The organism is Vibrio sp. 10N.261.46.E11 (assembly GCF_041472735.1).
Classification (GTDB): domain Bacteria; phylum Pseudomonadota; class Gammaproteobacteria; order Enterobacterales; family Vibrionaceae; genus Vibrio.
The window spans coordinates 37,736-51,751 of record NZ_JBFRQW010000022.1 but is presented as its reverse complement, the minus strand read 5'-3'; the positions used below and the strand labels follow the sequence as shown (position 1 = coordinate 51,751).

The following is a 14,016-nucleotide window of genomic DNA, read 5'->3' as shown; positions in this document are numbered from 1 at the left end:
GGCGGAAGATGCATGCTCTCGAAATAAACAATACAGAGATGGGTGCATCGGGTTTGATGACATTCACCTCTGAGCAATTAGAGTAACCAGAGACAATGAGTAACGAATTTATTTACGGTATTCACGCGGTGAAAGCCGTACTAGAAAAAGATCCAGCACGTTTTATCGAAGCGTATGTACTGAAAGGGCGTCAAGACGATCGCCTGCTTCCATTACTGAATCAATTGCAGCAATTTGGTGTTTCGATTCAACAAATGGGTCGTAAGCCGCTTGATGAAAAAGCACAAGGTGCGAATCACCAAGGTCTTATTGCTAAGGTGAAGCCTGCTAAGCAGCTTAATGAAACTCACCTAGACGATATCCTTGCGCAGCACGAACAGCCTCTGCTGTTGGTTCTAGACGGCGTAACAGACCCTCACAACCTAGGTGCTTGTCTGCGTAATGCGGATGCCGCGGGTGTTGCTGCTGTTATCGTACCGAAAGACCGCTCTTCGCCGCTAACAGCAACGGTAAGCAAGGTAGCGTGTGGTGCGGCTGAAACCGTTCCTCTAGTACGTGTAACCAACCTCGCTCGAACAATGCGTGCACTGCAAGAACAGGGTGTATGGTTTGTGGGTACCGCAGGTGAAGCAACGCATGATATCTACCAAGCGAAGTTAACAGGCCCTCTTGCGGTTGTGATGGGTGCTGAAGGTGACGGTATGCGTCGCCTAACGCGTGAAACCTGTGATGATCTGATTAAGATCCCAATGGCAGGTAGCGTGTCGAGCCTGAACGTTTCAGTAGCATCGGGCATCTGTCTGTTCGAAGCGGTACGCCAGCGTTTAGCTCAGTAAAGCTAGGTTCAGCAACATTTGACTCAGTCACGCTTGGTTTAGTTGTGTGTCTCTATGTTGTTTAGAGGTACTTGCTATATAAAGAGTTAAACGACTTTAAGTCTATGAATTTATTAACGCTCACCACTTGCTGGTGGGCGTTTCTTTTTAGGCTGTTATAGCAAAAGCCATCGGTTTGTCGGATGGCTAGATGGCGACAGAAAAACTGTTTCATTATTAGCCAAATACCGCTTGCCAATACCGGGTTCTTTCTATAATATTTGCCGTCCTTAAAACTCGGTCATTTTTCTTTAGTTCCTTGCTTCCCTTGGACGACCGAGCCTTTCGTGGAAGCTAATAATCCGTAAGGAGCAACCAAATGCGTCATTATGAAATCGTATTCATGGTTCACCCTGATCAAAGCGAGCAAGTTGCTGGCATGATCGAGCGTTACACTGGTTCAATCACTGAAGCTGGTGGTACTATCCACCGTCTAGAAGACTGGGGCCGCCGTCAAATGGCTTACCCAATCAACAAACTTCACAAAGCTCACTACGTTCTTATGAACGTTGAAGCTGGCCAAGAAGTGATGGACGAGCTAGAAACTGCTTTCCGTTTTAACGATGCAGTTCTACGTAACATGATCATGCGCACTAAAGGCGCTGTGACTGAGCAATCTATCATGCTTAAGCAAAAAGAAGAGCGTGCAGAGCGTGCTCCTCGTCGTGATGACCGTGAAGAACGTGCACCACGTCGTGAAGAAGAAGCTAAGCCAGAAGCTGCTGCTGAGTAATTCTTTTTTGGCCTTTTAGGTCATTAAATTTTATTCAACTCGTTTAGGTATTCTCACTACAAGCATTTGCTTAGACTTATTTATAAGTTCGTGTGAGTACCGCATTATTAAATTTAGATCAGGAGATAGCCCATGGCTCGTTTCTTCCGTCGTCGTAAATTCTGCCGTTTTACTGCAGAAGGCGTACAAGAGATTGACTACAAAGACGTAGCAACTCTAAAAAACTACATCACTGAAGCTGGTAAAATTGTACCTAGCCGTATCACTGGTACAAGTGCTAAATACCAACGTCAGCTAGCTCGCGCTATCAAGCGTTCTCGTTACCTAGCTCTACTACCGTACACTGACAAGCATCAGTAATCGGTAATAGTTAATAATAGTTTAAGAGGACTAAGATAATGCAAGTTATTCTACTTGATAAGATCGGTAACCTAGGTGGCCTTGGCGACCAAGTAAACGTTAAATCTGGTTACGCTCGTAACTTCCTTATCCCACAGGGTAAAGCAGTTATGGCAACTAAAGACAACGTTGCTATGTTCGAAACTCGTCGTGCAGAACTAGAAGCTAAAGTTGCTGAGCAACTAGCTGCTTCAGAAGCTCGCGCTGAGAGCGTTAACACTCTAGAAGGCGTTACAATCGCTTCTAAAGCTGGTGACGAAGGTAAACTATTCGGTTCTATCGGTACTCGTGACATCGCTGACGCTATTACAGCGGCAGGTGTTGCAGTAGCTAAGAGCGAAGTACGCCTACCTGAAGGCGCTCTACGTAACATCGGCGAATTCGAAGTAAGCATCCAACTTCACTCTGAAGTTTTTGCTACTGCGAAAATCGCTATCGTTGCAGCTGAGTAATTTCAGTACCAAGACGAATTCTTTCTTTTGAAAGTTTTAAACACCAGCTTCGGCTGGTGTTTTTTTATGTCTGCAATATGAGTTTGAAGCTTTTTGGAACAGCGACTATTGCAGGAATAGAAAGCACTGAGAGGAGGGGGCTTACATAGTAAAAACGAGGGTATTCTTTATCGATACACGTTATACCCGCTCTCAAATTTAGAATTGAAAAAGTAGATTTACAGACAGTACGGAATCTTCTTTGTTCAACCCTTCCGGTACCTTGTCGTGGTACTGTCGAGAGTGAGCAATTTTTAGTGCTATATTGTCGGTAATATCGTTGATGGCTTCTAATTCAGTATCAAATTTTAGGTTGCTGTGGCCAGACACCAACGTCACATCGGCTTTGAGCTTCAAATTTTTCAATACCTGCCATGATGTATTTACATTGCCACGGAAAATCGCTTCTTCAACGATCTCTGGGAAGATGATGTCATCATCGTCTATTTCATCAAGGTTCGGTTCTTGGTAACGAAAACCCGGGCCCACTTCGACCTCCAACACAAACTCTTCTGTATTCGAAAGCTGATAACCTAGACCGCTAGAAACGGTGTAGTCCTTAAAATAAGCACTGTATCGTGAATCGACCCCTTTAAAGCTGCCATAGAGGTAGGTTTTCGGACTTAACTTGTAGTCACTCTGAGCAGAATATGTCGATTGCCTTTTATCTTCTTCGCCATCTTTGTAGAGATTGTAGTATTTCCATTCGCCACTGGTTCTATGACGGCCAGCCGTGTACTCACCGTTCAGGCGTACATTAAGCGATCGAGAATCAGAATTACCAGTATGCGACTGATATCCAAATTCGACTTCAGTATTCAGTGGGTTCGGCAGTTCTGAATCACTCGGTGCGATATCCATATCTTTTTCAGGTGTCGGTGCAACGACGATCGGCTCAGCAGCAGGTTCTGCTACCACTATCGAGTCGAGGATTGCATCAACAGAGGCTTTAGCATCATCCGCTAAGGCCGGCGGAGTGCTCAGGAGGCCGATGCTTAGAAGACTAGAGCTTAGAAGACCAGAGCTCAGAGCCAATAATTTGGACACGCATACCTCAGTTATACAGTGAATGAATGGAAGGATCGTAATGCTACCTTTGGTTAATTCCGTCAGCAATAGGTAAATTCTTGCTGAAGAATAAAACAAACTCATAGGATCGGATTACAAACGGATGTTCTTGGGTATAATGAACGATCATTATTAGTTATTGAGTGTAGTCATAGTGGATACCAAAAGTCAGAAATCAGCCAACGATCAGGTGGACGCCATCAAGGTCCCGCCACATTCATTAGAAGCTGAGCAATCTGTTATTGGCGGTTTGTTATTGGATAACGAACGCTGGGATACGGTGGCCGAAAAGGTTGTGGCCAAAGACTTTTATAGCCGTCCTCACCGTCTGATCTTTGAAGCGGTAAAGGATATCCTTGAAGAAAGCTCTCCTCTGGATCTTATTACACTCTCTGAACATTTAGAGCTGCGTGAGCAACTTGAAGAAGTGGGTGGCTTTGCTTACCTAGCTGACCTAGCGAAAAATACGCCAAGTGCAGCAAACATCAATGCCTATGCAGATATCGTGGCACAACGTGCATTGGTGCGTAGCCTGATTGGTGTGGCAAATGAAATTGCGGATTCTGGTTATGACCCTCAAGGTCGTACATCGGAAGAACTTGTTGATCTTGCTGAGAGTAAAGTTTTCGCGATTGCCGAAGGCCGAGCAAGTGAAAATGAAGGTCCACAAAACGTTGATAGTATTCTAGAGAAGACGTTAGAACGTATCGAAATCCTATACAAAACGCCACAAGATGGTGTGACAGGTGTCGATACGGGGTTCAACGACCTCAATAAGAAAACGGCAGGCCTACAAGGTTCTGACTTAATCATTGTCGCTGCACGTCCATCAATGGGTAAAACCACGTTTGCGATGAACCTATGTGAAAACGCAGCGATGAAGCAAGACAAGCCAGTGTTAATCTTCTCGCTAGAGATGCCAGCTGAACAGCTGATGATGCGTATGCTTGCGTCACTTTCTCGCGTAGACCAAACCAAGATTCGTACCGGTCAGTTAGACGATGAAGATTGGGCTCGTATCTCGTCGAGTATGGGTATTCTGATGGATAAGAAGAATATGTATATCGATGACAGCTCGGGTCTAACGCCAACAGAAGTACGTTCTCGAGCTCGACGAATTGCTCGTGAGCATGATGGTATCTCTATGATCATGATAGATTACCTTCAATTAATGCGTGTACCTTCGTTATCTGATAACCGTACTCTAGAGATCGCCGAGATTTCTCGCTCATTGAAAGCGCTAGCAAAAGAGCTCAATGTTCCGGTTGTGGCACTTTCTCAGCTTAACCGTTCCCTAGAGCAACGTGCTGATAAGCGCCCAGTAAACTCGGATTTGCGTGAATCAGGTTCGATCGAGCAAGATGCCGACTTAATCATGTTTATCTATCGTGATGAGGTTTATAACCCAGATAGTTCACTGAAAGGCATCGCTGAGATCATCCTGGGTAAGCAGCGTAACGGTCCGATCGGTTCGGTTCGTCTTACGTTCCAAGGTCAACACTCCCGATTTGATAACTATGCAGGTCCTGCATTTGATGATGAGTAATCGCTAATGACTTACATGAAAGCAGCGACGGCGAGCATTGACTTAAACGCGCTTGAACATAACCTGAACCAGATAAAATCGAAGGCTCCTCATTGCAAGGTAATGTCTGTTGTGAAAGCCAATGGCTACGGACATGGCTTACTGCATATTGCTAAGCATTCAAAAAGCTCTGATGCTTTTGGTGTGGCGCGTATTGAAGAAGCATTACAGCTTCGTGCTGGTGGCATAGTTAAACCTATTTTGTTGCTAGAAGGGTTTTATTCTTCGGGCGATTTGCCAATCTTGGTGACCAATAACATCCAAACAGTGGTGCACTGTGAAGAGCAATTAAGTGCGCTAGAGAATGCAGAGTTGGAAACACCTGTTGTGGTTTGGCTAAAAGTCGACAGTGGTATGCATCGCCTAGGTGCTCGTCCTGAGCAATACCAAAATTTTGTTGAGCGCTTACATCAATGTGCGAATGTTGCTAAACCTCTGCGCTACATGAGCCACTTCGGTTGTGCTGATGAACTTGATAGAGCAACCACCGTTGAACAGACCGAGCTTTTCTTATCGCTCACCGACGGTTGTGAAGGTGAGCGTTCACTTGCTGCTTCAGCGGGTCTATTGGCTTGGCCAGACAGCCATCTTGATTGGGTTCGACCGGGAATTATCTCTTACGGTGTTTCTCCTTTTGCGGATAAATCAGCGCAAGATCTTGGCTTTTATCCTGTAATGACTTTGACCTCGCACTTGATAGCCGTTCGTGATGTTAAAGCGGGTGAAAGTGTTGGCTATGGCGGTAACTGGACCAGTGAGCGAGATACCAAGGTTGGTGTGATCGCGATAGGTTATGGTGATGGTTATCCTCGCACTGCTCCTAACGGCACTCCAGTGTTCGTTAACGGCCGAAAAGTACCGATCGCAGGACGTGTATCAATGGACATGTTAACGGTTGATCTTGGCCCTGATGCGTCAGATAAAGTCGGTGATGAAGCAACATTATGGGGTAAAGATTTACCTTCAGAAGAAGTCGCAGAACATATTGGCACTATCGCTTACGAGCTGGTCACTAAGCTGACTTCGCGTGTTGCGATGGAGTACGTGAAGTAGCTAATGTGAAGTAACTAATGCGAAGTAACTATGGATCCTATAAGTAAATGATGTTCATACGAACGACTCGACACTGGTTAATGTCTGCAATGGCATTACTCGGTGTCAGCTTGTCTTCTCCCGCTGCGAGTGAAGAAAAAGATTCAGCCTTTGTTCCTTTCTATTTTAGTACTGAAACCATGGGTAATACCTTCGGGGTTGCTGGTGTCGCAAAGGGTATTTGGCAACCTCAAGCTGCTCTGTTTGGCATGGCGCTTTATTCAGATAAAGACAGCTACGTCGGTTTCTTATCAGCCTTTAACTTCGCACTGTCTGAGAACGTATTGTTTAGTACTCAGATGTACCAAGCTCGCTTTAACGAAAACCCGTATTACATTGGCTCTCAAGGCGATAATGATTCATCCATTGATGATAAAACCATTGCCGACGGCTTAGAAGAAAACTATCAGGTTGAGTTTAAGTATCTGCTGCCTTGGGGCAATGTTGCAGAGCATGGCTTGTTAGGGGCTTTCCAACCCATCAAAGATGTGAGCTTTGCTTCCCCATTAGAGTCGGGTGTCAGTTCGATTGTCTTTACGCCTTTCTATACGGCTCGTGAGCTAGAAGGCTTAAACAATAGCGAACAGGCGACAGGTTTTAGTTTGGCGTTTGATTGGGATAACCGTGATAGCACACGCAACCCAACCAAGGGATCTCATACCAATCTTGAATTTACTACCGGCGCTGAAAGTTGGTCTAACGATGACTTATGGCTGAAGTGGACATTCCAAAACAGTCAGTATTTTGCATTGGGTCCTTTGGGGAACTTGTTCGACCAACAAGTCGTGGCATTTGATGTCTATACCGCTGACACACCTACGTGGGGCAAATGTTCAGGGCAAGATTGTGCTCATCCACCGGAAACAGAGCAAGCTCGACTCGGTGGCTTATATCGCTTAAGAGGTTATACCGGAGGTCGTTACCACGGTCGTTCTGCTATTCACTACTCTGCAGAATATCGAGTGCTTCCTGATTGGCAACCACTGGGCGATATCCCACTGATTAACTACTACGATTTGCCTTGGTGGCAGTGGGTGGCGTTTGCTGAAGTCGGGCGTGTTGCTGATGAGTACGATATCAAAACACTGCACACAGACATGAAATGGAGCCTAGGCGGCGCAGTTCGTTTCCAGGTGGAAGGTATTGTTGTACGTGCTGAATTAGCGCGAGGCGGTGATGAAGGGACCTTTAGGGTTATGATAAACCAGCCTTTCTAATCTGGCTTTACCAACTCGACTCTCTTATATTTTTAAAGGGTGACACATAACGGTGTCACCCTTTTTTGTTTTCTACCATTATGTTTGTTAAGCGGTATTTCACTGTTGATGACGTAACGTTACTCACCTTGAATGGTCGCAATAACGGTACGGCTTCCACCACAATCTCGGTGTTCACCTAAGTAAATGCCCTGCCATGTCCCTAATGCTAGACGACCATTGGTAATCGGAATTGTCACACTGGTGCCAAGTGTCGATGCTTTAATGTGAGCGGGCATATCATCATCACCTTCGTAGGTGTGCTTGTAGTAGGGGGCTCGTTCGGGCACAAACTTATTAAAGTGTGATTCCATATCGGTGCGAACAGTAGGGTCTGCGTTCTCATTTAGCGTAAGGCTAGCAGAAGTATGCTGAATGAATAGATGTAATAAACCAACAGACAGTGAATGGATATCGGATATCTGTTGTTCAATTTCATCAGTGATGAGATGAAATCCACGTTTTTGTGCGTGTAGGTGTATCGTCTTCTGAATCCACATACGCCATCCTCTATAATGTATTTGGAAAAAAAGTGGTTTAACGCTATCTTTTGAACTTGAATTTATCAGCTTTCGCTCACATTTAATGATGTGAGCGCTAGAGTCAGTACCGATTCTGCTATCAGGAAATCTAATTCTGATTTATCTCAAGGTACCGCTCTTCATATGCGGCATAATACGTCGTGAAAAAAAATTACAAAGAATCTTTCAGTGGTGATGCGGTTTAGTCATCATAGAAAAATATAAACTTTCGCCTAATCGGGGGTTCTATTCATCACTTTGGTGACGTCTAGAATAAAACCTACAGTAACATCGGGATAGATACCATGTTGAAAAATATCAACCCAACGCAAACACAAGCGTGGAAAGCTCTAACTGCACATTTTGAGTCTGCTCAAGATATGGATATGAAAGAGCTGTTTGCTCAAGATGCAAAGCGTTTCGAGAGCTTTTCTACTCGTTTCGGTTCAGACATCTTAGTGGATTACTCTAAGAACCTTATCGACGCTGAAACTATGCAGCACCTATTCGCTCTTGCGAACGAGACTGAAGTTAAGTCTGCAATCGAAGCAATGTTCGGCGGTGATGCAATCAACAAGACTGAAGGTCGTTCAGTTCTTCACACTGCGTTACGTAACCGTAGCGACAAGCCAGTAATGGTTGATGGCAAAGACGTAATGCCAGCAGTGAACGCAGTACTAGCAAAAATGGAACTGTTCACACACCGTATCGTTTCTGGTGAGTGGAAAGGTTACACAGGTAAAGAGATCACTGATGTAGTTAACATCGGTATCGGCGGTTCAGACCTTGGTCCATACATGGTAACTGAAGCTCTTACGCCATACAAAACTCGCCTAAACATGCACTTTGTTTCTAACGTAGACGGTACTCACATCGTTGAGACACTTAAGCCTCTTAACCCAGAAACAACACTGTTCCTAGTGGCATCTAAGACATTTACCACTCAAGAAACAATGACGAACGCACACTCTGCGCGTGATTGGTTCTTGGCTGAAGCGGGCGACTCAGCACACGTTGCTAAGCACTTCGCAGCACTATCAACAAACGCGGCTTCAGTTGCTGAGTTTGGTATTGATACTGACAACATGTTCGAATTCTGGGATTGGGTAGGCGGTCGTTACTCACTATGGTCAGCGATCGGTCTTTCTATCTCACTATCTATCGGCTTCGATAACTTCGCCGAGCTACTCGATGGTGCACACGAGATGGATAACCACTTTGCTTCAACGGAATTTGAAAGCAACATTCCAGTGATCCTTGCGTTAATTGGTGTTTGGTACAACAACTTCCACGGCGCTGAGTCAGAAGCAATCCTACCTTACGATCAATACATGCACCGTTTTGCTGCTTACTTCCAGCAAGGTAACATGGAATCTAACGGTAAATTCGTTGACCGTGAAGGTAACCCAGTAGAATACCAAACAGGCCCTATCATCTGGGGTGAACCTGGTACAAACGGTCAGCACGCGTTCTACCAACTGATTCACCAAGGCACTAAGCTGATCCCATCAGACTTCATTGCTCCGGCTATCAGCCACAACCCAGCATCTGATCACCACCAGAAGCTAATGTCTAACTTCTTTGCTCAAACTGAAGCGCTAGCTTTCGGTAAGACAAAAGAGACAGTAGAAGCTGAATTCCTAGCGGCTGGCAAAACAGCTGAAGAAGTTGCTGAGCTAGTACCTTTCAAAGTATTTGAAGGTAACCGCCCAACGAACTCTATTCTTGTTAAGCAAATCAACCCTCGCTCTTTAGGTAACCTAATCGCGATGTACGAGCACAAGATCTTCGTTCAAGGCGTTATCTGGAACATCTTCAGCTTCGACCAATGGGGTGTAGAACTTGGTAAGCAACTAGCAAACCAAATTCTTCCAGAGCTTGCAGACGATGCACAAGTAACGTCTCACGACAGCTCTACTAACGGTCTAATCAACGCATTTAAAGCGCTGAAAGCTTAAGACTGTTTAAGTAACACCAAGTCATAACTGTAAACGCTAACCTTTCGGTTGGCGTTTTTTATGTCCGTTGATTTTACGGCAATAAAAAGGCTGACGTATGTACGTCAGCCTTTCGCTTTTTATTTACTCGATTGTCTCTATTCGAAACAGATCTCGATGAAAGCATTACCCCACTGAGATGAGAAAGGCATGATGATGATTGCGCCTTCACACTTGTGACGAATAGTATGGCCTTTACCTGAAACCACGATTGGCGTTGCCATATCGAAGTCAAAGCCGCTTTCTGCAAGAATACGCTTTGCGCCACCGGTTACCATGTTAGTGATTTCACCCACCATGTCGGTCACTTCTTCGTTCAAACCGTTTGGTCGTTCACCTAGCATGTTTTCCATGATTTCTAGAGCAAGCCCTTCATCAAAGGTGATCGACATTGAGCCACGAGACTGTGTACCAACCATACCAATTAGGCCGGATACATCACCACGAGCGATTTCATCTTTCTTCACTCTTGGTTTCTGAGGCTTTAATTCTAGAGATGCCATCGTTTTTAGTACGTTCATCAAAGAAGCTAAAAACGGGTTTACAAATTCAGCGCGCATAATGTTCTTCTATAATCTTATTCTTTCATTTCGGAGGAGCAAGTTTGGCAAATGCCATGTGATTCAATGACATGGTTGGTCAACTTGAATCCATGCTGCTCGGCGTTACTCGCGAGTAGGGCGACAAGCGCATCGTCTTGTAATTCTACCACAGTGCCACATTTATCGCAGATCAGTAATTGGGAAAAATGCGTGTTGGCATTGCAAGAGCAGCAACATATAAAGCTATTCGTTGATTCAACTCGGTGAATGAACCCTTGCTCCAACAAAAAATCCAAAGCGCGATAAACTGTAGGAGGCTTGGCTTGCGGTTCACTGACTTTCAATTGCTCTAATAATTCATAAGCACTGGAGGCTTTTTTATTAGATAGGATAAGCTCAAACACTCGCTTTCTTTGGGGTGTTAGCCTAACACCTCGCGATACGCATATCCCTTCAACTTGCTCTATTAATGTGTGGTCCAAATTTTTCACCGTTCAATCAAACATCCCCATTCAGCCCCTATTGCTAGGTAACCTTGTTTGAGGAGACATTGATTTTATTAAAGTCAGGTACAGAGCGTATTGTGACCTACGACTTTGAATAAGACAAGGTAACTCAAAACGACAGTGTGACTCAAGGCATAACTGATTAATCAAGCTGAATTAGAGATCTGGTGAATGAGTTTGAAAATACAGTATGCAATAGTGCGCTTAATGATCAAGAGTTGTCAATCGACATTGGTCTGTCATCGACTAAAAAGGGTTTAGCGTTACGTTGAGCTAAGTGACTCGCTACGCATGGTTTTAGGGATAACTAGCCCAACCAAAGCAAGAATGTTATATATGCAGGGCGATAGTATGGCTCCGACCTTGCAAGGCGGCTCTCTTATTGCAATTGAATCGATAGATAATTTCGTTAATGACGGTATCTATGTGTTTAATTGGGAGGGTGAGTTATTTATTAAGCGTTTACAGCGGATTAAAGACGGTGTGCGTGTGACGAGCGATAACGGCAAATATGAAGCGTGGGAGATTACCAGAGACGAAATGCAAGTTAGACACTTCGTCATTCTAGGTAGGGTTACTGGTTGTTGTCAGAGATTGTAAAGTATGAAAAAAGCCACAGATTTAACCAAAGAAGATTTCTATGAGTATATTACTGATAGAGTTACAGAGGGGTACAACTGCCCTGTGTGCAAAAGGAGTGTATTTCCTTCGGTTTATAATACCGTTGATGGCTCAAGCACTATTGCATTTTCCAAAATGGATTTTACATTTCACAAGCCGCCACACAACGTACCACCTCACTTTGATGGTCAGTTGTTTTTGATTCCTTGCGTATGTAGTAACTGTAGTTACATTAGTTACTTTTCGGCGTTGGATGTTGTAGAGTACCTTAACGCAAAAAGAGGTGTATAATTGATGGATAACATTATACAGTTTTCCTCAGATGAGAAAAAAATTCCTGTAAAGGGCGGCGATGGTGGAGGTGATGATTTGGAAGTAAGAGTTGCAAGACTTGAGTCTGATGTCGAATACATCAAACGTGACATTGCTGAAATCAAGACTGACCTTAAAGATCACAGAAAAGAACAGCAAACAGACTTTCGAATTCTGTTTGGGTCATTAATTACTGTCGCAATAGGGTTAGCAGGACTAATGGCTAAAGGCTTTGGCTGGCTATAAACTTGTGAACCTTAGAGAAACCCGCGTCATGCGGGTTTTTTATTGCTCAAATTTGTCATGTAGCTTATGTGGAAATAGCTGTGTATACCGTCCACAGCGTGTTCAAGTTTCTATGTCCAGTGACCTGAGCTACCTCTTCAATCGAATAGCCTTTTCAAACAGTCGACTTGCTCCCTCTCTTCGTAGGTCGTGATACCTCAAATCTTCAATACCCAATTTGTTTATCACTCGCTGAAAACCTGCACTAACACTTCGTGAGTTGTACGGGAAAATAAGTTCGTCTTTGTTCCTGAATGTTTTCGATTCCCTGTGTATAATCGCCCAATTATTTTTGACTACAATGTCCACTGTGAAGCGTGATTCACCGCTTTGAAGTGTTCTTTTTTAATGCTAGATGCCTTCGTTCCACTCCATCAATACGTACTATAGGCGTAGTGAGCGGGTGAGCTTGCGGCAGAACTAGCGAGTTTCTGTATATAAATGCAGTGTATAGATTTTGAGTAACGCTTTATGAAACCTGACAATACCAGTAAATATGCGGCTAACCGCTTATCCGTTGCACCCATGTTGGATGGGATCTACTTTTCAGGTAAATAAAGGGATTGGGTTGTTTTAGGCGTACCATAGGCGATCTTCTAACTTTCGGTACACCTTTTTATTGTTGAGTACGCCTTAACTCAGAACACGAAAAACCGCCTTGTTTGGCGGTTTTGTCGTATCTGGTACTTCATAGTCACATGCGACTACACTCGAGCTATTGCAACCTAAGCATACTGTGCATTGTGTCTATGTGGGCTAGGTTGTCGTTTTGTTTATTGTTGGACTGCATAGCTATTTCTATCTTATTTCTTGCAATTCGGGTGCTACGTTCTAGTTGTGCCACCATATCGTTTAGCTCTTGTAGTTCTCTTTGTCTTTCTTGTTCGAGTTGGTAGGCGCGTTCGGCTGCTCGATTGGCATTTTGAATCAGTGTAGTGTTTTGGTTGATTGATGTGGTTTGCAATTGGGGCGTACTGATTAGTTGGTCAAAGGCGCGGATCACTTTAAGCATGAAGGTTGGGCTAATCCACATCGCGTAGGCATAGACGAGTTCTTTGCATACCCATGTTCCTTTGTTTGTTCCACCTTGTTTTGAAGCAAAGACCAGATCTGGTCTTTGCTTATCGTGCTCTATTTCTTGGATAAATTCTTTGGTGTTATCTAGGCGCATAAATCGTACTGGGCGATTTTTATCTTCTCCACCGCTAGCTTTATGAAGATCGTTAAGAGAAAACAAACTGCCTAGAGTGCGAATATCTTTTGAAAGGATAGTTAGATTGGTCATAGTGACCTCCGATGGTTTTGGTTGTTAACCATCACGCAAAGGTCTCTAATCTTCGGGTGATGGACTGAACAAGGTTAGAGACTACCGCACCATCGACACGGCCAACCTGAAGGTTGCCTCGCCCAGCCCACCATTGGCGAGGTATATTGCCTTTAAGTAAGCAAATACACCATGTGCAGGTGTGCCGAAGCCGCACATAAAAAAGGCCAGCAAAATGCTGACACTTATGTGCCGATGGTTAAAAGCGGGGTCTCTAATCCCGACACTGGATTTTGCCAGTGCAGTTATAGATTACTGGTGTTTTGGGTGGAGCGTCAACGATAAAAAGCAATTTAACGCAATCTAACGTAGATTATAGTTGTAAATCAGAACAACCTGTCGCATAATTCTTACATCAACTAATCAACTTGTTTGTGATGTTGGTACTCAGGTGAGTCGCTACCATTAA

At 44.2% G+C, this 14,016-nt stretch carries 15 protein-coding genes and 1 pseudogene; 10 read left to right on the top strand and 6 right to left on the bottom strand.

Annotated features, from left to right (window positions below; genetic code table 11):
* Window positions 1–95 precede the first annotated feature (95 nt).
* The 4 genes from rlmB to rplI all read left to right on the top strand — a co-directional run bounded on the left by rlmB (window position 96) and on the right by rplI (window position 2,459).
* Window positions 96–836 (top strand): 23S rRNA (guanosine(2251)-2'-O)-methyltransferase RlmB, encoded by a 741-nt coding sequence (gene rlmB / locus AB4407_RS07960; RefSeq protein WP_009847889.1) that lies wholly within the window; start codon window positions 96–98, stop codon window positions 834–836.
* Between the two features lie 358 nt (window positions 837–1,194).
* Entirely contained in the window at window positions 1,195–1,608 is a 414-nt protein-coding gene (gene rpsF, locus AB4407_RS07955) for a 30S ribosomal protein S6 (RefSeq protein WP_004735855.1), read from the top strand.
* A 132-nt stretch (window positions 1,609–1,740) separates the two neighbouring features.
* The gene (gene rpsR, locus AB4407_RS07950; RefSeq protein WP_000090472.1) at window positions 1,741–1,968 is read left to right on the top strand and encodes a 30S ribosomal protein S18; all 228 of its coding nucleotides are present in this window, start codon (window positions 1,741–1,743) and stop codon (window positions 1,966–1,968) included.
* Window positions 1,969–2,006: 38 nt separating this feature from the next.
* Entirely contained in the window at window positions 2,007–2,459 is a 453-nt protein-coding gene (gene rplI, locus AB4407_RS07945; protein ID WP_009847890.1) for a 50S ribosomal protein L9, read from the top strand.
* Between the two features lie 198 nt (window positions 2,460–2,657).
* Here the strand turns inward: rplI and AB4407_RS07940 are convergent, their stop codons facing one another.
* A complete protein-coding gene (locus tag AB4407_RS07940) occupies window positions 2,658–3,545 on the bottom strand; it encodes a DUF481 domain-containing protein (protein WP_372120108.1) in 888 nt (295 codons plus the stop codon).
* A gap of 175 nt (window positions 3,546–3,720) precedes the next feature.
* On the opposite strand from AB4407_RS07940, the gene AB4407_RS07935 reads away from it, so the two are divergent.
* From AB4407_RS07935 to AB4407_RS07925, 3 genes are read left to right on the top strand one after another with little or no spacing between them, the layout of a single operon-like run.
* On the top strand, window positions 3,721–5,112 hold the full coding sequence (locus AB4407_RS07935) for a replicative DNA helicase (RefSeq protein WP_016767560.1): 1,392 nt from the start codon (window positions 3,721–3,723) through the stop codon (window positions 5,110–5,112).
* 6 nt (window positions 5,113–5,118) lie between these two features.
* Window positions 5,119–6,204 (top strand): alanine racemase, encoded by a 1,086-nt coding sequence (gene alr, locus AB4407_RS07930; RefSeq protein WP_206208299.1) that lies wholly within the window; start codon window positions 5,119–5,121, stop codon window positions 6,202–6,204.
* 50 nt (window positions 6,205–6,254) lie between these two features.
* On the top strand, window positions 6,255–7,460 hold the full coding sequence (locus AB4407_RS07925) for a BamA/TamA family outer membrane protein (protein WP_372120127.1): 1,206 nt from the start codon (window positions 6,255–6,257) through the stop codon (window positions 7,458–7,460).
* Window positions 7,461–7,579: 119 nt separating this feature from the next.
* Here the strand turns inward: AB4407_RS07925 and AB4407_RS07920 are convergent, their stop codons facing one another.
* Entirely contained in the window at window positions 7,580–7,999 is a 420-nt protein-coding gene (locus AB4407_RS07920; protein ID WP_009847895.1) for a secondary thiamine-phosphate synthase enzyme YjbQ, read from the bottom strand.
* Window positions 8,000–8,325: 326 nt separating this feature from the next.
* Here AB4407_RS07920 and pgi point away from each other — a divergent pair, with 326 nt between their 5' ends.
* On the top strand, window positions 8,326–9,978 hold the full coding sequence (gene pgi / locus AB4407_RS07915) for a glucose-6-phosphate isomerase (protein WP_009847896.1): 1,653 nt from the start codon (window positions 8,326–8,328) through the stop codon (window positions 9,976–9,978).
* 137 nt (window positions 9,979–10,115) lie between these two features.
* Here the strand turns inward: pgi and AB4407_RS07910 are convergent, their stop codons facing one another.
* Complete coding sequence (locus tag AB4407_RS07910; RefSeq protein ID WP_009847897.1) at window positions 10,116–10,577, bottom strand: chemotaxis protein CheX; 462 nt, start codon at window positions 10,575–10,577, stop codon at window positions 10,116–10,118.
* A 17-nt stretch (window positions 10,578–10,594) separates the two neighbouring features.
* The gene (gene zur / locus AB4407_RS07905) at window positions 10,595–11,050 is read right to left on the bottom strand and encodes a zinc uptake transcriptional repressor Zur (protein ID WP_372120105.1); all 456 of its coding nucleotides are present in this window, start codon (window positions 11,048–11,050) and stop codon (window positions 10,595–10,597) included.
* A 306-nt stretch (window positions 11,051–11,356) separates the two neighbouring features.
* Here zur and AB4407_RS07900 point away from each other — a divergent pair, with 306 nt between their 5' ends.
* Both AB4407_RS07900 and AB4407_RS07895 read left to right on the top strand, forming a co-directional pair.
* Window positions 11,357–11,665, top strand: coding sequence for a helix-turn-helix transcriptional regulator (locus AB4407_RS07900; protein WP_372120103.1), 309 nt, complete (start codon window positions 11,357–11,359; stop codon window positions 11,663–11,665).
* A gap of 315 nt (window positions 11,666–11,980) precedes the next feature.
* The gene (locus AB4407_RS07895) at window positions 11,981–12,244 is read left to right on the top strand and encodes a hypothetical protein (RefSeq protein ID WP_372120101.1); all 264 of its coding nucleotides are present in this window, start codon (window positions 11,981–11,983) and stop codon (window positions 12,242–12,244) included.
* 39 nt (window positions 12,245–12,283) lie between these two features.
* On the opposite strand, the pseudogene AB4407_RS07890 reads toward AB4407_RS07895, so the two are convergent.
* Together AB4407_RS07890 and AB4407_RS07885 are read right to left on the bottom strand one after the other, a co-directional pair.
* A pseudogene (locus AB4407_RS07890) lies at window positions 12,284–12,532 on the bottom strand (tyrosine-type recombinase/integrase); the annotation flags it as partial.
* A 466-nt stretch (window positions 12,533–12,998) separates the two neighbouring features.
* A complete protein-coding gene (locus tag AB4407_RS07885) occupies window positions 12,999–13,568 on the bottom strand; it encodes a KilA-N domain-containing protein (RefSeq protein WP_372120099.1) in 570 nt (189 codons plus the stop codon).
* Between the last annotated feature and the right edge of the window lie 448 nt (window positions 13,569–14,016).